This window comes from Roseobacter cerasinus, from assembly GCF_009811755.1.
GTDB lineage: Bacteria > Pseudomonadota > Alphaproteobacteria > Rhodobacterales > Rhodobacteraceae > Roseobacter > Roseobacter cerasinus.
Genome location: NZ_BLIV01000002.1, coordinates 418,835 through 440,849, shown reverse-complemented (window position 1 = coordinate 440,849; position 22,015 = coordinate 418,835). Strand labels below are relative to the sequence as shown.

Sequence of the window (22,015 nt, the reverse complement as noted above, 5' to 3'; positions counted from 1 at the left end):
ACAATTCTCATTGGACAACGCAAGATCTTCGGCGCGGGCAAAACGGGCACAAAAAGGGCTGAAGGCTTCGCCCGAACGGTGATGCTGCCGGTGTTTGATACGGTTTTGCTGCGAAAACTGTGCTCGAGCACACCCCGAAAAGCTTGCAGAAACCGGAGGTATCAAAGCCAGTGATGGCCAAAAGGTCGCTTCGGAGGATGGGAAGAGCAATCAGTCAAGCCAATGTCTCGACGGATATGATCAGGTATGGGGTGGCTGCGGGTTTTTTTGCCTTCACGCCTAGAAAACCCACTACAAAGAGATCGTATCGCATTTTGAAAACTTAACATTTTCAGCGTACTATGGTATATACTCATCGAATGACCCTCGATCCTGGGTGGTTGTGATTCCTTGTAAGAATATGCGCCTGGCGCTGCCTTGCGTCCAACAAGAGCCGGGATCGTAGACATAAGTGAGTTTTATGGATGCCTCGATCTCCTCTCCCTCCATTGGCCGCTGTTCGCGTCTTTGAAGCGGCCGCGCGCTATGGAAACTTCACCGCCGCCGCGTCGGAGCTTGGCATGACGCAGGCAGCAGTCAGCTATCAGATCAAAGTGCTGGAAGATCGCGTCGGCGCCTCCCTGTTCCACCGGCAACCGCGCGGGGTTCAGGTGACGGAAGTGGGCGCGCGGTTCTCGGACAGGATGACCGCATCACTCGACATGATCGCGGACGCCTATGCCGAGGCAAAGGGCACAACACAAGGCACTTTGGCCGTCAGCGTGATCCCGACATTTGCGACGAATTTTCTCGCGCGCCGGTTGGGGCGGTTCCAACTGGCCAATCCCGATATCGCCGTTCGCATCGAGGTGAGCGAAACGCTGGTGGATTTCAACGCCAGTGGATTCGACATCGGCATTCGCGGCGGGAAAGGTGACTGGCCCGGGTTGACCGCGCATAAGATCATGAGCACCGCCTTCACTCCGATGCTGAGCCCGGCCTTGGCCCAATCGGTGGGCGGCATCTCAAAACCGGAAGATCTGTGCAAGCTTCCAATTCTCGCGGACGCCGACCCGTGGTGGCAATTGTGGTTCGAGGCTGCGGGGATCAAACAGACAAAATTCAGCGAAGGCAGCACACACAACTTTGGCCCGCAGGTGATCGAGGCCAATGCGGCAGTGGCTGGTCATGGTGTCGCAATGCTGACCCCGGATTTTTTTCAGGATGAAATTGAGCTGGGTCTACTGATCCAACCGTTTGAGTTGACCTGCGATGATGGCAGCGGATACTGGCTGGCTTATCCCGAAAGTCGCCGCAATTCGCCAAAGATCAAGACCTTCAGGAAGTGGCTCGATGGAGAGGTCAAAACCTTCCAATCCTGATCGAAAGGCAAAAAAGCAAGCGCCGCGCGGGGAAGGGCGCGGCGCTTTTGGTTGGAATGCAGGGGCGTTGCTGTCCAACCGGTCCCGGAACAACCGGTTTGCCTGGGGACTTGAACAAACCATGTTCCGGGAGGGACGTCAGAACAGGAAGCTGTCGCTCAAGTCGATGGCTGCCATGCCGCCGTCACCCTCAGGCAAACCATCCGACCATGGCAGAGGGCCATCTTCCCCATCGTCGAATTCAAGGATGGTCTCATTGTAGACCTTCACCATGAAGTCGTCCGCGTCCACGTTGCGCAGGCGTGCGATCCACTGGAACCCTTCGTCAGCGGTATGCGCGCCGAGGAAGGTGTCCGTGCCGATCCCCCAGGCCACAACCATGTCGGACAAGCTGGTTGTCGGGCCGAGGTCTTGCGCAAAGAACCCATCTTCGAAGGCGAGCCGGTCGTTTGACAGGCTGAAGTCGAAGATATCGGCAAAGCCAGTGGGACCCGCCTCCCAGGCAAAGGTGTCCTGGCCTTTTCCGCCACGCATCTCGTTGACGCCCTCGCCGCCGATCATGACATCGTTCCCGCGACCGCCAAGCAGCGTGTCGTCACCTTCACCACCATTCAGCGTGTCGTTGCCGTAGCTGCCCCGGAGATTATCATCGCCCTCGCGGCCCAGTATATTGTCATGGCCACTGCCGCCATTGGCCACATCCGCACCGTTGCCTGCATCGATGTAGTCATTGCCGTTGCCACCTGAGATATCGTCGTCATAGTCACCGGCAAAGATCGTGTCGTCACCCTCGCCGCCGTTGATCTCGTCAGCACCCTGGCCGCCGACGATCCCGTCATTGCCGTTACCACCCTCCAGCGTATCCCAGCCAGAGCCACCCTCCATGTAGTCGTTGTCATCACCGCCCTGAATGAAATCATCACCGCTGTCACCGTAGAGCGAGTCCTCTCCATCGTTGCCGAGGATCGTATCGTCGCCGGAGTCGCCCCGGCCAATATCATCGCCATGACCGCCGTGGATATAGTCGTCCTCGCTATAGCCGCGCAGGGTGTCATCCCCTCCGTTGCCATAGATCGAATCCGCGCCTTCAAGGCCGTGCACATCGTCGTCACCACTGCCCATGAAAAGCAGGTTCCCACCGCTGTCTCCGACAACCGTGGCGTCACCCGAACCAACCACCATGACGTTTTCGATGTCGGTCAGCGTGTCGTTGCCAAGTGCGCCGCTGCTGGCCCCGACATGAAGCTGCACGATGATGCTGCCCGCCGTGTCATAGACGGCCGTATCGACACCAGTGCCACCCTCGATCCTGTCGTCACCGGAGCCGCCTTCCATCATGTCGTTGCCGCTGTTGCCGCGTAGCAGATCGTCGCCTGAACCACCTTCGAGGCTGTCGTTTCCACTGCCGCCATACATCTTGTCGTCTTCGCCGCCCCCGATCAGCGTATCGTTGTCGGCGTTGCCAAAGAGCGTGTCTTCCCCGCTGCCACCGCGAACGAGGTCATCGTCTTGACCGCCCACCAGAGAGTCGTCGCCCGCCGCGCCGTCGACGGTGTCATCACCATCGCCGCCACGCACCGTATCGTTGCCAACGCCGCCGTTGAGCGTATCGTCCCCATCCCGGCCTTCGATCTCATCATGACCGTCGAATCCAAAGATGTAATTGGCGTCGTCATTGCCCAGAAGCGTGTCATCGCCCAGGCCACCAACCACATTCTCCATGTAGTAATAACGCTCCTGAGCCGAATAATTCACCACATGCGGCTGACCTGTTTCCTGACTGTAAATCGTGACGCTCAACCCGTGGATGGCACCGATGCCGCTTTCGAGGTCAACGCTGACGTCCTGCTCGGTCCAGGTATAGCTGATCTGATCCGACCCGGACCCGCCGTGATAGTGATGGATGTTGCCAAAGCGGCTCTCCTCCATCGGGTCAAAGTGATAGTAGAAGAAATCATTCCCACCGTGGCCATAGATCCACCCGTTCCAGGGGCCGACAAACCAGGGCGGCAGGTTGTGAATGTTGTAATAGTCGTTGTTCTGAGTTCCATGAAAAGAGACTGGGGCTGGCACGCTGATACTCCTTCGCGCAATACCGTTTAAGATCACGGGGCGAGCACCCGAAATAGGGCGTCTGCCTCTGTCTCAATCAGCTATCCGGCAACGCGCCACCTGAGAACCCGCAGGGCTGCACACAGGTCATGCAGCGGCGCAGGACCCCTCGCACACGGCTTCACCAACCCCTCTGCCGCAGAGGGTCATGCATTCCTGCATATGGCTTTTGCATCAATGCAGGTTGTTGCAGCACACCCGCAATTCTATGGTTTGCAGCGGCGATCGACGGGTCTTCGCGCCACGGGCCCATCGCCTGACATGCGGACGCTGGCGGCCACGGGGTAGGTATTCATGAACCTGAGCCAAGACGATATCGACGCAATCCGTGCCTCATACATGCAGCTGTCTTCTGATCTGCAGCACGCAGGCGACGTGTTCTACGACACGTTGTTCGAGCATGCGCCAGACACGCGTAACATGTTCCTGACCGATATGAGCGCACAGGCCATGAAGCTGATGAGCACGCTGGGCCTGGTCGTCTCGCAGCTCCAGAACTCCGAAGCACTGGAACCTGTGGTCAAGGATCTGGCCTTGCGGCACCTGGCCTATGGGGTGGAGGAACAGCATTACGCACAGGTCCGTGCTGCCCTCATGCACATGCTGACCATCCTGCTTGAACGCCCCCAGGCCGACCAGGCCTGCGCCGCTTGGGGGCGGGCCTATGATGGGTTGGCGGACGTAATGATCAAGATTGCCTATCCGGAGCGACGCGGCAAACTTCCCATCGGGTAGCGCGAGAGGTCTGGCCCATCCTGATCACCTGTTCGCCGGGGGCGTCTTCCAAAAACGGGCGGAACCATGGGCGTCTGTCCCGCGTTGACTTCATGAACAGAGGTAACAGGGGTCATTCGGACCCCGTTTTTATTCAGGAGATCGACATGGCACAGACACGCACAAACGGAAAAGTTGAGACATCGGACGTGGCAGCACAGATCGACACGATCAAAGGCGACATTGCGGCGCTCACATCGATGATGACAGAGCTGGCGCAGAACAAATCGCAAGACGCCAAGACGCAGGCTGCAACCGCAGCCGCCGCGTTCAAGAGTTCCGCGACAGATGCCGCCAACCACGCGCAGGTCAAAGCCGTGGAGACCGGAGAGAAGCTGCGCAGCGATGCAGAAGCCGCCTATCGGACAGCAGAGGACACCGTGCGCCAGCAGCCTGCATTGGCCGTCGGACTTGCCGCCGGGCTTGGCTTTCTGGTCGGCATGATGGCCACGCGCCGGTCCTGATATGCTGGCGCGTCTACAACACGCCGCGCGCGACGCGGCTCAGAGGTTCGCTCTGGGCGGCGTCGGTGCACTGATGGGACTGGCAGGCGTCGGGTTCCTGAGCGCCGCAGCCCTGCTGTTCCTGCTCACCCAGACCGACCCAATCACAGCCTGCGCGATCATGGGTGCGGGTTTTCTGGGGCTTGGGCTGTTGCTGATGGTGATTGCACGCCCGTCGCGACACAAGCCAGCCAAACGGGACGTACACACTCGGCCCGCGCCGCGCGAGCAGGACATGCCTCCCATCGCAGCCGCGTTCATGCAGGGCATGGCGGAAGGCATGGCGCATAACCGACGCCACTAACCGATCTAACATCATGCCAACCGTCACGAATCTAAAGGCAGCTCGGCGGTTGGCGCTGTCGCTCAAGGCCAATGAGCTGGTTCAGTTCAGCCTCGGACAAGGCACCAACCACAAGTGTCCGGCCAACGGCCAGGCTGGGCGTCCCAAGCAGGCCAAGTGCGCGGCCCAGCGCCATCGCATCTTCCACTTGAGCAACGACCTGCGCGCTGTTGGCACCTTTCGCCAGACGCTCCAGATCGAGGTCATGCCGCTCTGCCAGATCTCGCAAACCTGCGCGTCCGGGGCGTAAGACATGTTGCATCATCTCCAGATGAACGGCCGTGTGATCCGCCTGCTGTGCCGCCGCAAGCGCCACCTGCGCCGCCCAGACGGAGCGCGGACCCAGCAGCGGCAGCTCGTGAAAGATCAGCGATATCTCGGCTCCAGACCGCTGTAAGGCCGCCAAACGTTGATCGAGAATAGCGCAATACGGGCAGTAATAGTCACTGAACACCGCAACCGGGACATGTCCGGACGGGGCGGGCGCCGGAAAAATTGCGCGACACAGATCGCGCGGCAGGCGGGCTGATGCCGCAGCCTCTGCTTCGGTCTCCAAACCTGCGAAAATGTCTGGCCCACCGGAAAGCGCGCCACGTTGCAAGCGGCGAAAGCCCGGCAGATTGGCCATTTCGGTAAATTCGAAGTTCGGCACTCGTCGTTGCAGCAGTTGGGGAATAGCCACCGCCACAGCAATGGCTCCGCCGACAATCAGCGCATCCCGGCGGCGCATCAGGAGCCTGCGATCCCCGCGTCTGCTTCGATCTGACGGCGCGATTTGCGCGCCCGCTCGGTCGCGGATTTCAGCTGCCCGCAGGCGGCCATGATGTCCTCCCCGCGCGGCGTGCGAATGGGCGAGGCATATCCGGCTTTGTAGATGATATCCGCAAAGGCCCGGATACGGTTGTTCGACGACCGCTTGTATGGTGCGCCGGGCCATTCGTTGAAGGGGATCAGGTTGATTTTGGCCGGGATGCCGTCGATCAACTTGATTAGCCGCCGCGCGTCCTCATCCGTGTCATTCACACCATCGAGCATCACATATTCAAAGGTAATGCGCTCGGAGTTCGAGACCTTTGGATAGCTGCGCAGGACGTCCAGCAGTTCCGCAATATTCCAGCGCTTGTTGATCGGCACCAGCTTGTCGCGGGTCTCGTCCGTGGTCGCATGAAAGCTGATTGCGAGCTGACAGCCGATTTCCTGCGCCGTACGCGCAATTTCCGGCACCACGCCGGAGGTCGAGAGCGTGATGCGGCGGCGGCTGAGCTGGATACCTTCGGCGTCCATCGCGATCTTCATCGCATCGCGCACGTTCTCGAAATTATAAAGCGGCTCGCCCATGCCCATCAGAACGATGTTCGACAAAAGCCGCGTCTCATCCTTCGGTGCGCCGATCTCGGGCCATTCCCCCAGATCGTCGCGGGCCATCATCACCTGCCCAATGATCTCCGCCGCCGTGAGGTTGCGCACCAGCTTCTGCGTGCCAGTGTGGCAGAATGAACAAGTCAGCGTGCAGCCCACCTGCGACGACACACAAAGCGTGCCGCGCCCCTCTTCGGGGATGTAGACAACCTCGACCTCATGCCCGCCTGCAATGCGCACGAGATACTTGCGCGTTCCGTCCTCGCTCACCTGCTTCGAGACGACCTCGGGGATCTCGATGACAAACCGCTCTTTCAGGTCCGCCCGGAAGGTTTTGGCGAGGTTGGTCATCGCATCGAAGTCGCGCACACCCCATTGGTAGATCCACTGCCAGATCTGACCCACGCGCATCTTCGACTGTTTCTCAGGCACACCCGCCTCGATCAGCGCGGCGCGCATGGCGTCGCGGGTCAACCCCACAAGGTTGACGGGCCCCTCCGGCAGCTTGCGCGGAATGGTGTGAACATCCTGAGTGATCGGCGCGGTGGCAGACATGGGCTTTCCTGACATGACCAAGATGCGCCTCTATATAGAGGTTTGCGCCCGGATCAAAAGGAAAACGCCACAAGAGTTAGCGGATCAGCTGGCGCAGCGCTTCTCGGCCTCTTCCACCGCAGCGGTGAACCCCAGCAGCGAGAACGTGTCCTGTGTGGTTGTGCCTCGGCTCGACACTCCGGTCACAACCGCATTGGCCCCGCGCTTCATCGCCGCCACGATCTTGGCGTCTTCCTCGGTATTTTCAGGCCAGGCCCACTCGCCATCGGTAAAGAGCGAAAACTTAGATCCACCGATATCGATGGTCACATTGGAATCGCTGGCAAAGGGATACCCGCCCGTGAAGGTGACCTGTGCATTGGCCCCGGCGCCGGGTCGAAAAAAGACCATCAGCAGGATCTGCCCTCGATTGGCTGCCACAACACGGCCATCGCGCGTGTTCACCACCTCTTTGGGCACAGACACACCCCAGCACTCCTTGGGGTCGGTGTCTTCATAGACGCCCCAGTCGGTCTTTTCCGCAACCAGATTGCTGCTGCTTTGATCCTGTGCCTGTGCGCCTGCGGCGGCAAATACCAGTGCCGAAACCAAACCGGCAAACCCATTGAAAATTCGCATGTCTACAGCCTCCAGCCGTACTTAACCTCAATCTCGGGATCTGCCTGGCGTGCCTTTTTCGGCGCACTCTCTTGCAAGACCCGTTATTCTTCTCGACAAGTGTCACAGTAGCGCAAAATCCGCGAGACCGGAACGGGCCATGTGCAGGTTTTTGCCACTTTCTTGAGGGTTAGAGATGACGCAAGCAGTGCCGTTGGTCGAGATCTGGCGCGGCGATTTTCTGGAAAGCGCACATAGGGGGCATGCGGTCGTCTGCGATGGGTCAGGTGCAATTGTGCATGCCTGGGGTGACCCCGGTGCCGTGGTGCTGCCGCGCAGTTCGGCCAAGATGATCCAGGCGCTGCCGCTGATCACCTCGGGTGCTGCGGATGCTGCGGGGCTGACGCCTGAGCATCTGGCGCTGGCCTGTGCCTCACACAACGGTGCCGCGATCCATACCGACCGGGTGACGGATTGGCTGAGAACGCTTGAACTGGACGACGATGCGCTGCGCTGCGGACCACAGATGCCCGACAACCGCGAGGCGCGTGAAGCGTTGATCCGGGGGCACGGCAGCCCCTGTCAGATGCACAACAATTGCTCCGGCAAGCACACCGGCTTTCTCACGCTCACCAGTCATCTGGGCGCAGGGCCCGAGTACATTGACCCTGATCACCCGGTCCAAGAAGCTGCTCTAGAGGCCTTTGAAAGGGTGACGGACGAAACCTCCCCCGGGTTCGGGATCGATGGCTGCTCTGCGCCCAACTTCGCCTGCAGCCTGCGCGGCATGGCCCGCGCCATGGCCCATTTCGCCGCGGCGCCCGCAGGCAGCCCAGAGGCCCGCCTGCATGAGGCGATGCGCCTGCACCCCGATCTGGTCGCTGGTGAGGGGCGGGCCTGCACCGAGTTGATGCGCGCCATGGATGGAAAAGTGGCCATCAAGACCGGAGCAGAAGGCTTTTTTACGGCGATCCTGCCCGAGCAAAAGCTCGGCGTTGCCTTGAAGATCACCGATGGCACGACGCGTGCCTCCGAATGTGTCATGGCCGCCATTTTGGTGAAACTTGGTGTGTTAGAGCCGGATCACCCTGCAACCTTGAAACGCATGAACGCGCCGATCCTGAACCGGCGCAAGGTGCAGACCGGTTGGATCAGGCCCGCAGCGGGTTGGATCTGATCAGTTGGTCACGAACTCGGACGCGGCGTAGCCCTGCACATACAGCAGTGCCGTCAGGTCGCCGTGATTGATGCGCACGTCGCATTGCGCGGCCACCGTCGGTTTTGCATGTAGCGCCACGCCCGTACCTGCGCGGTGCAGCATTCCCAGATCATTCGCACCGTCACCAACTGCGATGACATCCGCCTCATCAATGCCAAGCCGCCCGGTGATCTCGACCAACGCATCCACCTTCGCTTGCTTGCCCAGGATAGGCAGGCCCACCTCACCGGTCAGGCGCCCGTTCTCTGACAAAAGCGTATTGGCGCGGTTTTCATCAAATCCAAGTTCCGCCGCCACGGCTGAAGTGAAATCGGTGAACCCGCCAGACACAAGGGCTGCATGAGCTCCCTGTGCCTTCATGGTGGCCAACAGTACCTTGCCGCCAGGCATGAAGGCGATGCGCTCGTCCAAGACTTTGGCGATGGTCGACACAGGCAGGTCTTTGAGCAGACCAACGCGCGCGCGCAGCGCACCTTCGAAGTCCAGCTCACCGTTCATTGCCCGCGCCGTGATATCCTTGACCCGGTCGCCAACACCGGCTTCATCGGCCAGCTCGTCGATGCATTCCTGCTTGATCATCGTGCTGTCCATATCCGCGAGCAGCATCTTTTTCCTGCGCCCTTCGGCGGGCTGCACCACCAGATCAACACCCTGCGCCTGCAGCTCCGCCCAGACATCCCATCGGTTCCCCGGCACCTCCGGCATCTCAAACTCCACCGCCTCATCTGGCGAGAGCCATTGCACCGCCCCGCCGCCCCAGGCATTGCGCAGCGCCTCCACAAGCGCGGGATCAAGCGTGCGCGCCGCAGGCGCAGTGAGAAGCGTGGCGATATACATGAGGAAAGTTTCCGATTGGCGCAAAGGATGTCGCAAAAACGCGATGCGGCGCCGTTCTAGCCCCGTTTTTTCCGTTGCACCAGAGGCCGCAGCCCCATAGACCCGCCCGTGGGACACCCTTCCCCAACGAAGGGCGCATATCTGGAAGGATAGCATTGATGGCTACTCAACAACCGGCAACGCGGCCGGCGAACCCGCGTTTTTCTTCTGGCCCCTGTGCCAAACCCCCTACATTTGAATTGTCCAAACTGGCGGATGCCCCGCTGGGCCGGTCACATCGCGCGGCCGAGGGCAAGGCCAAGCTGCTGGCTGCGATTGAGCGTACGCGCGAGATCCTTGGTATTCCAGCAGACTATCGCATCGGGATCGTGCCCGCCTCCGACACCGGCGCCTTCGAGATGGCGATGTGGTCGATGCTGGGGGAGCGCCCCGCCGAGATGGTTGCCTGGGAAAGCTTCGGTGCGGGCTGGGTCACCGATGTGGCCAAGCAGCTCAAGATCGAGCACACGGTCCACACAGCGGACTACGGCAAGATCGTTGATATGGCCGCGCTCAACTACGACAACGATGTCTGCTTTACGTGGAATGGCACCACCTCCGGCGTGCGCATGCGCTCTGGCGATGTGATCCCGGCGGATCGCGCGGGCCTCACGCTCTGCGATGCCACCTCCGCGGCTTTTGCGGTTGACCTGCCCTGGGACAAGCTCGATGTGACCACCTATAGCTGGCAGAAAGTGCTGGGCGGTGAGGCGGCGCATGGCATGCTGATCCTGAGCCCGCGCGCCGTGGGGCGGCTGGAAAGCTACACCCCGCCCTGGCCGCTGCCCAAGATCTTCCGGCTAACCAAAGGCGGCAAGCTGATCGAGGGCATCTTCCGGGGCGAGACGATCAACACCCCCTCGATGCTCTGCGTCGAAGACTATCTGGTGGCGCTCGACTGGGCCGACTCGGTGGGTGGACTGCAAGGGCTTATGGCGCGGGCCGATGCAAACACCACCGCCATCGCGGAGTTCGTCGACGCGCATGACTGGATCGACTTTCTCGCCAGCGACCCGGCGACCCGCTCGAACACCTCAGTCTGTCTGAAGTTCACCGATACGCGCATCACCGACGGTGCCGCCTTCGCCAAGGCTGTCGCGAAACGGCTGGCCGATGAAGGCGTGGCGCTCGATGTCGGCGCATATCGCGACGCCCCCCCGGGGCTACGCATTTGGTGCGGCGCCACTGTCGAGACCTCGGATATCAAGGCGATGCTGCCTTGGCTCGCCTGGGCCTTCGAGACCGAACTCAACGCCTGAACAACGGGTGGCCTGAAAGCCCACCCTACCTGCCGGCAGGTACGGTGGGCCTTGGGCCACCGCTTCCTCCCTCACTCACAAGGACCAACGATATGGCCCCTAAAGTTCTCATCTCCGACAAGCTCTCCGATGCCGCCGTGCAGATCTTCCGCGACCGCGGCATTGACGTCGACTTCCAGCCCGATGTGGGCAAAGACAAGGAGAAACTTGCCGCGATCATAGGCGATTACGATGGCCTCGCCATCCGCTCCGCCACCAAGGTGACGGAGAAGATCCTCGCCGCAGCCGACACTCTGAAAGTCATCGGCCGCGCCGGGATCGGCACCGACAATATCGACAAGGACGCCGCCTCGAAAAAGGGCGTGATCGTGATGAACACGCCCTTTGGCAATATGATCACCACTGCCGAGCACGCGATCGCGATGATGTTCGCCGTGGCGCGACAGATCCCCGAGGCCAGCGCCTCGACCCATGACGGCAAGTGGGAGAAATCCAAGTTCATGGGCGTGGAGCTCACCGGCAAGACGCTGGGCGTGATCGGCGCGGGCAACATCGGCGGCATCGTCTGCGACCGTGCCCGCGCGCTCAAAATGAAGGTGCTCGCCTATGACCCCTTCCTCGGTGAGGAAAAGGCCGAGAAGATGGGCGTGGAGAAGGTCGACCTCGACACACTGCTTGGCCGCGCGGATTTCATCACTCTACACGTGCCTTTTACCGATCAGACTGCGAACATCCTCAGCCGGGAGAACATCGCCAAGACCAAGAAGGGTGTCCGCATCATCAACTGCGCGCGTGGCGGTCTGGTGGACGAGGAGGCGTTGGCCGAGGCGCTGAAATCAGGCCATGTGGCGGGCGCTGCCTTCGACGTCTTCAAGACGGAACCGGCCACCGACAACCCGCTCTTCCACCTACCCAACGTAGTCTGCACCCCGCACCTGGGCGCGGCGACAACCGAAGCGCAGGAGAATGTCGCCCTGCAGGTGGCCGAGCAGATGTCGAACTACCTGCTCACCGGGGCCGTCGAGAATGCGCTCAACATGCCATCGGTCACGGCAGAAGAGGCCAAGGTCATGGGCCCCTGGGTCAAGCTCGCAGGCCATCTGGGAAGCTTTATCGGCCAGATGACGGATGAGCCCATTCAGGCGATCAACATTCTCTACGACGGGGTGGTCGCAGGCATGAACCTTGAGGCGCTGAACTGCGGCGTTGTCGCGGGCATCATGAAAAAAGCCAACCCGGATGTGAATATGGTCTCCGCCCCGGTGATCGCCAAGGAGCGTGGCATCCAGATCTCCACTACTAATCAGGACAAGTCGGGCGCCTTTGACGGCTACATCAAGGTCACCGTGGTCACCGCCAAGCGCGAGCGGTCGGTGGCGGGCACGGTCTTCTCTGACGGCAAGCCGCGCTTCATCCAGATCAAGGGCATCAACATCGATGCCGAGATCGGTGCGCATATGCTCTACACCACCAATGAGGACGTGCCGGGCATCATCGGCACACTTGGGCAAACCATGGGCGACAACGGTGTGAACATCGCGAACTTCACGCTGGGCCGAGCCGAAGCCGGCGGTGAGGCGATTGCGCTCCTTTATGTGGATGAGCCGGTGCCAGCAGAAGCGCGCGCCAAGCTGGCTGAGACGGGCTTTTTCACCCAGATCAAGCCTTTGGCATTTGATGTCGCCTGACATCCCTGTATCAGCGGACCGGTGTCGCCTTTCTGGGCGCACCGTTTGCTGGAGGGTGTGATGAGCGATCCGATCTACGCCATTGGCGATGTGCATGGGCAGCTGGACGAGTTACATCGTGTGCTGTCCCTTATCGAAGCAGATGGCGGGCCGGATGCGCAGGTCGTTCTGCTGGGCGACTACGTGGATCGCGGGCCGGATAGCTGTGGTGTGATTCAGTTTCTGGTCGACGCGCAGCAGCAGGGGCGCAACTGGATCACGCTAAAAGGCAATCACGACCGCTATCTGAGCCGGTTTCTGGACGACATGACCGTCTACGACAGCGCCACAAGCTTTGAGCTGCATTGGTTCAACCCAAGGCTGGGCGGAGACAAGACCATGGCGTCTTATGGCGTCACCGCTGACGAAACGGACCCGTTGGAGCCTGTTCTGGACGCCGCCCGGGCAGTCGTGCCACAGGCACATCGCGATTTTCTGAACCAACTGCCACTGATGCATGTCATGGACGCGTTGGTGTTTGTTCACGCGGGCATTCGCCCCGGCGTGGCGCTTGAAGACCAGGTCGAGGAAGATCTGATCTGGATCCGCCAAGGGTTCATCGACGATCAGACCGATCACGGGCGGCTGGTGGTGCATGGGCACACCGCGCTGGAATGGCCCGAGCATGCGGGAAATCGTGTGAACCTGGACGGCGGCGCGGGGTATTTCCGCCCACTGCACGCGGCTGTCTTCGAGGGCCAGGACGCCTGGCTGTTGTCCGAGACTGGACGGCAGCCCATGCCACGCGCGGAGTAGAATTAGCAATGCTTAGAATGGGCCGCTCTGACACAGCGCGCTAGGCACCCGTCCAATCGAGCACCACCTTACCGGACTCACCTGATGTCATCGCAGCAAACCCGGCCTCAAACTGGTCCACCGGGAAGCGGTGCGTGATCACACGGCTGACATCCAGACCGTTCTGCAGCATGGCGATCATCTTATACCAGGTCTCGAAAATCTCCCGCCCGTAGACGCCCTTGATCGTGATCGCCTTGAAGACAATGCGGGACCAATCCACCGGGCTCTTGCCCGGCGGAATACCAAGCATCGCGATGCGCCCGCCCATGGTCATCGCTTTGACCATCTGGTCCAGCGCGGCTTGATTGCCCGACATCTCAAGACCGACGTCGAAGCCTTGTGTCATCTTCAGGCTGGATACGGTCTCAGCCAGTTCAGCCTCAGCCACATTCACGGGGATCACATCGGTCACCTGACCGGCCAACGCCAGCCTGTCAGGGTTCACATCGGTGATCACCACATGCCGCGCCCCCACATGCCGCGCGACCGCTGCCGCCATGATCCCGATAGGGCCAGCGCCGGTGATCAGCACATCCTCGCCCACCAGATCAAAGCTCAAGGCTGTATGCACCGCATTGCCCAAGGGATCGAGGATCGCGCCAATATCATCGGAAATCTCATCCGGCAGCGGCACCACATTGAACGCCGGCAGCTTCAGATACTGCGCAAAGGCCCCCTGCTCGTTCACCCCGATGCCCCGCGTCGCCGGATCCAGATGAAACTTGCCCGCCCGGCTCTGCCGCGAGGTCTTGCCAATGAGATGCCCCTCGCCCGAACAGCGCTGCCCAACGGCCAGATCCTCGACATGCGCTCCCACCTCGACAATCTCGCCGACAAACTCATGGCCCGTGATCAACCCCAAAGGCACCGTCTGCGCCGCCCAGTCATCCCAATTCCAGATGTGAATATCCGTGCCGCAAATCCCGGTCTTCTTCACCCGGATCAGCACGTCATCCGGCCCCACCTCCGGCACCGGCGCATCCACCATCCACAACCCCTCCCGGGGCTCCAGCTTCGCCAAGGCTTTCATTTCATTGTTCATCATATATGCACTCCAACGGCACCGCCGGGCGGATCACCCACCAATCACGCCACAGGCCCGACCGGCCACAGCAAAGGCGCTGAGCGCCCGGTCCAGCTCCTTGCGCGTCAGCGCCGCATTCATCTGCGTGCGAATGCGCGCCTGCCCGCGCGGCACCACCGGGAAGAAGAACCCCGACACATAGACCCCCTCTTCAAAAAGCCGCGCCGCCATGTCCTGCGCCAGCTGCGCCTCCCCCAGCATGACCGGCACAATCGGATGCTCCCCCGGCTGCAGGTCAAACCCCAGCGCCTCCAGCCCCGCCCGCCAATAGATGGTGTTCTCGAACAGCCGCGCGCGCAGATCGTCGCCCTGCTCCACCAGCTCCAGCGCCTTGATCCCCGCCGCCACAATGCTAGGCGGCAGGGAGTTGGAAAAGAGATAAGGCCGCGCCCGCTGGCGCAACAGATCGATCACCACCTGCGGCCCCGCGATATAGCCGCCGATGGCCCCGCCCAGCGCCTTGCCGAGCGTTCCCGTCAGAATATCCACCTCAACACCCGCATGCGCCGGGGTGCCCGCCCCCTTCGGCCCCATGAAGCCCGTCGCATGGCAATCATCCACCATCACCATGGCGTCGTATGTCGCCGCCAGCGCCTTGATCTCCGGCAGCTTCGCCAGATAGCCGTCCATGCTGAAGACACCGTCTGTCGCGATCAGGATGAAGCGCGCCCCCTCTTCCCGCGCCAGCTGCAACTGCCCCTCCAGGTCCGCCATGTCCGAATTCGCATAGCGGTACCGCTTCGCCTTGCAGAGCCTTATGCCGTCGATGATCGACGCATGGTTCAGCGCGTCCGACACCACCGCATCCTCCGGCCCCAGGAGCGGCTCAAAGAGCCCGCCATTGGCATCGAAACAGGCGGCGAAGAGGATCGAGTCCTCCATGCCTAGAAACGCCGCCAGCTTCTGCTCCAGCTCCCGGTGCAGATCCTGCGTGCCGCAGATGAACCGCACCGAGGCCATGCCAAAGCCGCGCGGGTCCATCGCACCTTTGGCGGCGGCGATCAGGTCGGGATGATCGGCAAGCCCGAGGTAGTTGTTGGCGCACAGGTTGATCACCTCACGCGGGCCAACCGAGATCTGCCCGCCCTGAGGCGAGGTGATCACCCGCTCGCGTTTCATCATGCCATCAGCTTCGATCTGTTGCAGCGTGTCGGCGATGTGGTCCAGATAGGCTTGTGTCATGGCAGGGCTCCTTTTTACAGGCAAGCTTCTACCATATCGCCCTCAATTCCGAAATAGCGGAAATTCAAGATGGCGGAAAATTTCCGTGATCTCGGATTTATGGGATCAGGCGTCTTGCACAACAAGGAACGCCCGCACGTCGCCTTGGGCCGCGATCCGATGCGGCACATCCGCCGCATAGCGCGCCGTGTCCCCTGCCTGTAGCGCTTGCCGTTGGTCACCGCTCATGACCTCAAGCGCCCCTTCAATCACCGTCAAGTGCTCCCGCGCACCGCGCGCGTGCGGCTGGCTGTCGAGCTGCCCGCCCTCGGCGATGACCAATTCGTAAACCTCGTGCCGCCCGGCCTCTTCGGGGGGCGACAGGATGCGGATGCGACACCCGGTGCCTAAATTGTCGATGGTCGGAACATCGCTGGCCCGCAGCACTTCGATCCGCATGGCCTCGGACGCCCCATCGAGCAGCCCTGCGAAATCCACCTGTAGAGCACGGGTCAGGTTCCACAGCGTCGCGATGGTCGGGCTCGACTCGCCGCGTTCGATCTGGCTGACCATGGAGCGGGACACACCCGAAAGCTTGGCCACCGCGTCAAGCGACAGCCCTTGCGCCCGCCGCGCCTCTTTCAGGCGGGCAGGGAGTTGGGTGAGTATGCTGTTGCTCGCATCCGTCATGCCGGAGACATCGCCGATATGCCGGAGGCTTGTCAAATGAAACTGCCGCATGACGAGACGTCGTTGCTGACAGCCACGTCACCGGGCAGGATAAGACAGGCAAAGAGGGAGAGCGCCATGACCAAAGACATCGTGATTCTGGGCGGGGCCCGGACGGCTATCGGAACGTTCGGCGGGGCGCTTGCCGGGACCACGCCGATTGATCTGGGTACAGTCGCCGCCAAAGCCGCGCTGGAGCGCTCCGGCGTAAGCGCCGGCCAGATCGGCCATGTGGCTTTCGGGCATGTCATCAACACCGAACCGCGCGATATGTATCTCAGCCGCGTGGTCGCGATGCAGGCGGGCGTGCCGGAGACGGTGCCCGCGATGAACGTCAACCGGCTCTGCGGGTCAGGCGTGCAGGCGATTGTCTCTGTTATTCAATCACTCATGCTGGGGGATGCCGCCTTTGGCCTCGCCGGGGGCGCCGAGAATATGTCGCGATCCCCCTTCATCGTGCCGGACCAACGCTGGGGCGCAAAGATGGGAGACATCCGCACGCTCGACATGATGTTGGGTGCGCTGAACTGCCCCTTTGGCACGGGCCACATGGGGGTGACGGCTGAAAACGTGGCGGCTGAACACGACATCAGCCGGGACGCTCAGGATGCGTTCGCTCTAGAAAGCCAAAACCGCGCCGCCGCTGCGATTGAGGCCGGCCATTTCGCCAGCCAAATCGCTCCGGTTGAGGTGCGGTTGAAGCGGGACACGGTGCCCTTCGAGGTCGACGAACATCCCAAGGCGACAACAGCAGATGCGCTCGCCGGGCTGCGTGCCGTGTTTCAGAAAGACGGTACGGTCACGGCTGGCAACGCAAGCGGCATCAATGATGGCGCAGGCGCAGTGGTTCTGGCAACAGCAGAGGCCGCTGAGGCCGCAGGGCTGAAACCAAGGGCACGGGTGTTGGGATATGCCCATGCCGGAGTGCGTCCCGAGGTCATGGGCATCGGCCCGGTGCCAGCCGTTCAAAACCTGCTGGAAAAGACCGGCCTCAACGCAGACGACTTCGACGTGATCGAAAGCAATGAGGCCTTTGCCGCGCAGGCGCTGGCTGTCAGCAAAAACCTTGGCCTTGACCCGATGAAAGTGAACCCCAACGGCGGAGCCATAGCACTCGGTCACCCGGTGGGGGCGACGGGGGCGATTATCACGGTAAAAGCCCTCTATGAGCTGGAGCGCATCCAGGGGTCCAAGGCCCTGATCACAATGTGCATCGGCGGCGGTCAAGGCATCGCCCTCGCCATCGAACGCATGTGAGCCCTCCGACGAACAAACCGCTGCCTCAGCAAAAAGAACAGCGGAACTGGCGGGCAGGTTCGGGCGGGCTTTAGGCCGCCCGCCTCCTCGAAGACATGTGTCGGTCAGAACAGCGTCATGTCGATCAAAATGAGTGTCGCAGCCCCGCCCAGACCAACGGACACACCGAAGACAACCGCGAGGAAAACCCGCTCCAGAAATCCGTGCGTGCGGGGCGGATCTTCGGCATTGCTCTGGCGGATGAGTGCGGCCTCGACCATGCCCGGCAGGCGCGGGCCAAAGCGGGTGACAACACGGGCTGTCTTGGCCAGATCGGTGAGCACGGCTTTGGGACCAATGGATTTGGAGATATAGTCGGTGACCAGGGGTGCCGCCACCTGCCAGATGTTGATCTGCGGATTCAGCGAGCGCGCGACCCCTTCGACCACCACCATGGTGCGTTGCAGTAAGATGAGTTCGGTCCGGGTTTCCATGCCAAAGCGCTCGGTCACTTCAAAGAGATAATTCAGCAATCGGCCCATGGAGATGTGATTGGCATCCATACCAAAGATCGGTTCTCCGACGGCGCGCAATGCCCGGGCAAATTCATCCACATCCTTGTCGGCGGGCACGTAACCCGCCTCAAAATGCACCTCGGCCACGCGTTTGTAGTCCTTGCGGATGAAGCCAAAGAGGATCTCAGCATAGACGCGGCGGGTATATTCGTCGATATGTCCCATGATGCCGAAGTCATAGGCAATAATGTCGCCGTTGGGTGCGACCTTGAGGTTGCCCTGATGCATGTCCGCGTGGAAGTACCCATCGCGCAGCGCGTGGTTGAGGAAGAGGTTCAGCACCCGGTCGCCAAGGTCAACGCGGTTGTGTCCGGCAGCATCAATGGCGGCGTTGTCGCCCATAGGCACACCATCGGCCCAGCCGAGCGTCATGACGCGGCGGGCGGAATACTCCCACTTCATCTGCGGCAGCTGGAAGCCCTCGTCATTCTTGGTGTTCGCAGCAAACTCTGACGCGGCGGAGGATTCAAGGCGCAGATCAAGCTCGCCGCGCACCACGCCGTCGAAGTGTTCGATCACCTCCATCGGGCGTAGGCGGCGCGAGCCGGGCGAGAAGATCTCGACCATGCGGGCTGCGAGGTAGAAGGCATCCACGTCCTTCCGGAAGGCCTTCTCGATGCCGGGGCGCAGCACTTTGACGGCAACCGCCTCGCCGTTTGAGACCAGCCTGGCCTTGTGGACCTGTGCGATGGAGGCGGCGGCAACGGGTTCGCTGAATTCCGAGAATATCTGATCCACCGGCAGGCCTAGCTCCCGCTGCACCTCTGCCTTGGCTTCCTCGACAGAAAAAGGTGGCAGTTTGTCCTGCAGCACGCGCAGTTGAATCGCCAGCTCATCGCCCACCACATCTGGGCGGGTCGAGAGGATCTGGCCGAATTTGATGTAGGCGGGACCCAGCGCAGTGAGTGCGCGGGTGGCGGGCGGCATGGTCGGATCACCCGCATAGCCCAGCCATTTGAAAGGCAAACCGAGCGCCCGGGCGACGAAGCGGAGCGTGGGCGGCGCCTCGAAGGCGTCGAGCACCACGTTCATGGCGCCGGTGCGTTCCAGCGTGGCGCCTGTGCGGATCAGCCGCCAGATATTGTGAGGACCGCGCATGGGTTATCCTTTGGGTTCGAATTGCTGACGCAATCCGACCAACCGGGGGCTTTGCCCCCGGACCCCCAGGATATCTATGGCCAGAAGAAGCCGGGCGGGTGGCATCACAGTTTCCATCCCGAGTGCAAGCAGGCGATGCCCATGGTCAGGTTGCGGTACTTCGCGTTGCCAAAACCAGTGGCCCGGATCATGTTCAGAAAGGTCTCCTGATCGGGGAAGTTGCGGATCGATTCGACAAGATACTGGTAGCTATCGCGGTCATTCGCGATCACCTGCCCCATGCGGGGGATCACGTTAAAGCTGTAGAGGTCATAGGCTTTTTGCAGCCCGGGGTTTGGCAACTGGCTGAACTCAAGCACTATCAGGCGACCGCCGGGCTTGAGCACCCGGTAGGCCTCGGCCAGCGCGTCTTCTGGGCGGGTCACGTTCCGGATGCCGAAGGAGATGGTGTAGACATCAAAGGTATTGTCGTCAAACGGCAGCGCCATGGCGTCACCCACCACCCAGTCCAGGCTGTCTTGCATTTGTGCCGCCTCGGCGCGTTTGCGACCTTCGACCAGCATGGGCTCGGTCAAGTCCAGCACCGTGGCGTGGCCAGAGCCTGCGCGTTTTAGGAACCGAAAGGAGATGTCGCCGGTGCCACCTGCCACGTCGAGCAGCTTTTGCCCCGGGCGCGGCGCGAGCCAGTCCATCATTGCGTCTTTCCACAGACGATGGATGCCGCCGGACATCACGTCGTTCATGATGTCGTATCGGCTGGCCACAGAGGAAAAGACACCTTGTACCCGTCCGGCTTTCTCGGCTTCGGGCACGGTCTCATAACCGAAGTGCGTCGTTTTGTCTGTCTCGTTGCTCATGGGGTCTTGTGGTCCTTGCCGCTTCGCCTTTTGTTATAGGCTTCACGGGCGGATGCACAATGCGGCCCGATTGTCGCGGGGAGAGCGGTGCCAGAATTGCCGGAGGTCGAAACGGTACGTCGCGGGCTGGAGCCTGCGATGACCGGCGTTGTGATTGCGCAGGCGGATGTGAACCGACCTGATCTGCGATGGCCGTTTCCGCGAGACATGGCCGCGCGGCTGACAGGGCAGCGCATCGAACGGTTGCGGCGGCGGTCGAAGTATATTCTGGCGGATCTGAGTTCGGGCGAGACGCTGCTGATCCATTTGGGCATGTCGGGGCGGATGATGGTCTCGGGCGATCCGCTTGGGCAATTCGTGCACACCCACCCTGCCCCCGAAAAGCACGACCATGTGGTCTTTCACATGCAGAACGGCACGCGCATCACCTTCAACGATCCACGGCGGTTCGGGGCGATGGATCTCATGCAGACGGCGACAGCGGCAAAGCACAAGCTGCTCGCCGTGCTGGGGCCGGAGCCTCTGGGCAACGATTTTCATGAAGACCACTTGATTGCCGCCTTCAAGGGCAAGATGACGCCGATAAAGTCGGCGCTGCTCGACCAGAGAATTGTTGCCGGGTTGGGCAATATCTACGTCTGCGAGGCGCTCTATCGTGCAAAAATCAGGCCAACGCGCAAAGCGGGACGGATTTCTGCAACACGGGTCGCGACGCTTGTGCCGATCATCCGCGAGGTGCTGACGGACGCGATCAAGGCGGGGGGCTCATCGCTGCGCGATTTCCGTCAAGCTGATGGCGAGCTTGGATATTTCCAGCACAGCTTTGATGTTTACGGCCGGGAAGGCGCCCCCTGTAAAACCCCGGACTGCCCCGGTGTCATTGGGCGAATCGTACAATCGGGACGCTCATCTTTCTTCTGTGCGCAATGCCAAAGATAGCTTGAACCTCATCAAGGCTTGGTATTGAGTCGGGGTTCGTGACACAAATCGAGAGCTTTGCGGATGGCCTACGAGACGATCATCGTTGAGATAGAGAACCATGTGGCCCAGATCACGCTGAACCGGCCCGACGCCCTGAACGCCCTGAACGACGACTTGATGAAAGAGTTGGCTGATGCGCTCACCGATGCGCAGGCCAATGACAAGGTGCGCTGCATCATCCTCACCGGCTCGGAGAAGGCCTTTGCCGCCGGGGCCGACATCGCGATGATGAAAGACAAGAGCTTTGTCGAGGCGTTCTCGGGCGATCTTTTCACGCCAGAGAGTGAAGCGATAATGGCCGTGCGCAAGCCGATCATCGCAGCCGTTTCGGGCTATGCGCTGGGTGGCGGGTGCGAACTGGCTATGATGTGCGACTTCATCATCTGTTCGGACACCGCGAAGTTCGGCCAGCCCGAGATCAACCTCGGCGTGGTGGCGGGAATCGGGGGGACGCAGCGGCTTACCCGGGTTGTCGGCAAGTCTAAGGCGATGGATATGCACCTCACTGGTCGCTTCATGGACGCGGAAGAGGCGGAACGTTCTGGCCTTGTCAGCCGTGTGGTGCCTTGCAAGAAGCTTCTGGATGAGGCGCAGAGTGCCGCGCAGAAGATCGTGGAGAAATCCATGATCACTGTGATGGTTGTGAAGGAGGCGGTGAACCGCGCCTATGAGGTGCCCCTGCGGGAAGGTCTGCTGTTTGAGCGCCGGATGTTCCATGCGCTCTTTGCGACTGAGGACCAGGCCGAGGGCATGGGGGCCTTTCTGGAAAAACGCGAGGCGCAGTTCCGCGACAAGTGACGCTTGCACGCGC

Annotated in this window: 21 protein-coding genes; 11 read left to right on the top strand and 10 right to left on the bottom strand. The window is 61.2% G+C overall.

Features of this window, described 5'->3' with window-relative positions; genetic code table 11:
• The first annotated feature begins 464 nt into the window (after positions 1–464).
• Complete coding sequence (locus So717_RS05965; RefSeq protein WP_159975299.1) at positions 465–1,361, top strand: LysR substrate-binding domain-containing protein; 897 nt, start codon at positions 465–467, stop codon at positions 1,359–1,361.
• Positions 1,362–1,499: 138 nt separating this feature from the next.
• Here the strand turns inward: So717_RS05965 and So717_RS05960 are convergent, their stop codons facing one another.
• Positions 1,500–3,434 (bottom strand): calcium-binding protein, encoded by a 1,935-nt coding sequence (locus tag So717_RS05960; protein WP_159975298.1) that lies wholly within the window; start codon positions 3,432–3,434, stop codon positions 1,500–1,502.
• A 333-nt stretch (positions 3,435–3,767) separates the two neighbouring features.
• Here So717_RS05960 and So717_RS05955 point away from each other — a divergent pair, with 333 nt between their 5' ends.
• The 3 genes from So717_RS05955 (at position 3,768) to So717_RS05945 (ending at position 5,054) form a co-directional block, all read left to right on the top strand.
• The gene (locus So717_RS05955; protein ID WP_159975297.1) at positions 3,768–4,208 is read left to right on the top strand and encodes a globin domain-containing protein; all 441 of its coding nucleotides are present in this window, start codon (positions 3,768–3,770) and stop codon (positions 4,206–4,208) included.
• A gap of 146 nt (positions 4,209–4,354) precedes the next feature.
• Positions 4,355–4,711, top strand: coding sequence for an ElaB/YgaM/YqjD family protein (locus So717_RS05950; protein WP_159975296.1), 357 nt, complete (start codon positions 4,355–4,357; stop codon positions 4,709–4,711).
• Position 4,712: 1 nt separating this feature from the next.
• Entirely contained in the window at positions 4,713–5,054 is a 342-nt protein-coding gene (locus tag So717_RS05945; protein ID WP_159975295.1) for a phage holin family protein, read from the top strand.
• A gap of 31 nt (positions 5,055–5,085) precedes the next feature.
• Here So717_RS05945 and So717_RS05940 read toward each other — a convergent pair whose 3' ends face one another.
• The 3 genes from So717_RS05940 to So717_RS05930 form a co-directional block, all read right to left on the bottom strand.
• On the bottom strand, positions 5,086–5,823 hold the full coding sequence (locus So717_RS05940) for a DsbA family protein (RefSeq protein ID WP_159975294.1): 738 nt from the start codon (positions 5,821–5,823) through the stop codon (positions 5,086–5,088).
• Positions 5,823–7,007, bottom strand: coding sequence for a dual-specificity RNA methyltransferase RlmN (rlmN, locus tag So717_RS05935; protein WP_159975293.1), 1,185 nt, complete (start codon positions 7,005–7,007; stop codon positions 5,823–5,825). The genes So717_RS05940 and rlmN overlap by 1 nt, the downstream gene beginning before the upstream one ends.
• 84 nt (positions 7,008–7,091) lie before the next feature.
• Positions 7,092–7,625, bottom strand: a complete 534-nt coding sequence (locus So717_RS05930) for an invasion associated locus B family protein (protein ID WP_159975292.1) — start codon at positions 7,623–7,625, stop codon at positions 7,092–7,094.
• Between the two features lie 175 nt (positions 7,626–7,800).
• Between So717_RS05930 and So717_RS05925 the strand changes: the two genes are divergently transcribed.
• Positions 7,801–8,781, top strand: coding sequence for an asparaginase (locus So717_RS05925; RefSeq protein WP_159975291.1), 981 nt, complete (start codon positions 7,801–7,803; stop codon positions 8,779–8,781).
• Here So717_RS05925 and serB read toward each other — a convergent pair whose 3' ends face one another.
• Entirely contained in the window at positions 8,782–9,660 is an 879-nt protein-coding gene (serB, locus tag So717_RS05920) for a phosphoserine phosphatase SerB (RefSeq protein ID WP_159975290.1), read from the bottom strand.
• Between the two features lie 158 nt (positions 9,661–9,818).
• On the opposite strand from serB, the gene So717_RS05915 reads away from it, so the two are divergent.
• The 3 genes from So717_RS05915 to So717_RS05905 all read left to right on the top strand — a co-directional run bounded on the left by So717_RS05915 (position 9,819) and on the right by So717_RS05905 (position 13,441).
• Entirely contained in the window at positions 9,819–10,958 is a 1,140-nt protein-coding gene (locus tag So717_RS05915; RefSeq protein ID WP_159975289.1) for a phosphoserine transaminase, read from the top strand.
• A 92-nt stretch (positions 10,959–11,050) separates the two neighbouring features.
• On the top strand, positions 11,051–12,646 hold the full coding sequence (serA, locus tag So717_RS05910) for a phosphoglycerate dehydrogenase (RefSeq protein ID WP_159975288.1): 1,596 nt from the start codon (positions 11,051–11,053) through the stop codon (positions 12,644–12,646).
• A 60-nt stretch (positions 12,647–12,706) separates the two neighbouring features.
• The gene (locus So717_RS05905) at positions 12,707–13,441 is read left to right on the top strand and encodes a metallophosphoesterase family protein (RefSeq protein WP_159975287.1); all 735 of its coding nucleotides are present in this window, start codon (positions 12,707–12,709) and stop codon (positions 13,439–13,441) included.
• A gap of 40 nt (positions 13,442–13,481) precedes the next feature.
• On the opposite strand, the gene tdh is transcribed toward So717_RS05905, so the two are convergent.
• From tdh to So717_RS05890, 3 genes are all read right to left on the bottom strand, one after another.
• Positions 13,482–14,513 (bottom strand): L-threonine 3-dehydrogenase, encoded by a 1,032-nt coding sequence (tdh, locus tag So717_RS05900; protein ID WP_159975634.1) that lies wholly within the window; start codon positions 14,511–14,513, stop codon positions 13,482–13,484.
• Positions 14,514–14,558: 45 nt separating this feature from the next.
• Positions 14,559–15,749 carry a glycine C-acetyltransferase gene (locus So717_RS05895; protein WP_159975286.1) on the bottom strand — a complete coding sequence of 397 codons (1,191 nt, stop codon included), beginning with the start codon at positions 15,747–15,749 and terminating at the stop codon, positions 14,559–14,561.
• Positions 15,750–15,854: 105 nt separating this feature from the next.
• Positions 15,855–16,418, bottom strand: coding sequence for a helix-turn-helix domain-containing protein (locus So717_RS05890; protein WP_159975285.1), 564 nt, complete (start codon positions 16,416–16,418; stop codon positions 15,855–15,857).
• A gap of 117 nt (positions 16,419–16,535) precedes the next feature.
• Between So717_RS05890 and So717_RS05885 the strand changes: the two genes are divergently transcribed.
• Positions 16,536–17,714, top strand: coding sequence for an acetyl-CoA C-acyltransferase family protein (locus tag So717_RS05885; protein ID WP_159975284.1), 1,179 nt, complete (start codon positions 16,536–16,538; stop codon positions 17,712–17,714).
• 104 nt (positions 17,715–17,818) lie between these two features.
• On the opposite strand, the gene ubiB is transcribed toward So717_RS05885, so the two are convergent.
• Entirely contained in the window at positions 17,819–19,366 is a 1,548-nt protein-coding gene (gene ubiB / locus So717_RS05880; RefSeq protein ID WP_159975283.1) for a 2-polyprenylphenol 6-hydroxylase, read from the bottom strand.
• Positions 19,367–19,470: 104 nt separating this feature from the next.
• On the bottom strand, positions 19,471–20,223 hold the full coding sequence (ubiE, locus tag So717_RS05875; RefSeq protein WP_159975282.1) for a bifunctional demethylmenaquinone methyltransferase/2-methoxy-6-polyprenyl-1,4-benzoquinol methylase UbiE: 753 nt from the start codon (positions 20,221–20,223) through the stop codon (positions 19,471–19,473).
• A gap of 87 nt (positions 20,224–20,310) precedes the next feature.
• Between ubiE and mutM the strand changes: the two genes are divergently transcribed.
• Together mutM and So717_RS05865 are read left to right on the top strand one after the other, a co-directional pair.
• A complete protein-coding gene (gene mutM / locus So717_RS05870; RefSeq protein ID WP_159975281.1) occupies positions 20,311–21,162 on the top strand; it encodes a bifunctional DNA-formamidopyrimidine glycosylase/DNA-(apurinic or apyrimidinic site) lyase in 852 nt (283 codons plus the stop codon).
• A gap of 63 nt (positions 21,163–21,225) precedes the next feature.
• A complete protein-coding gene (locus So717_RS05865; RefSeq protein WP_159975280.1) occupies positions 21,226–22,002 on the top strand; it encodes an enoyl-CoA hydratase in 777 nt (258 codons plus the stop codon).
• Positions 22,003–22,015: the final 13 nt, after the last annotated feature.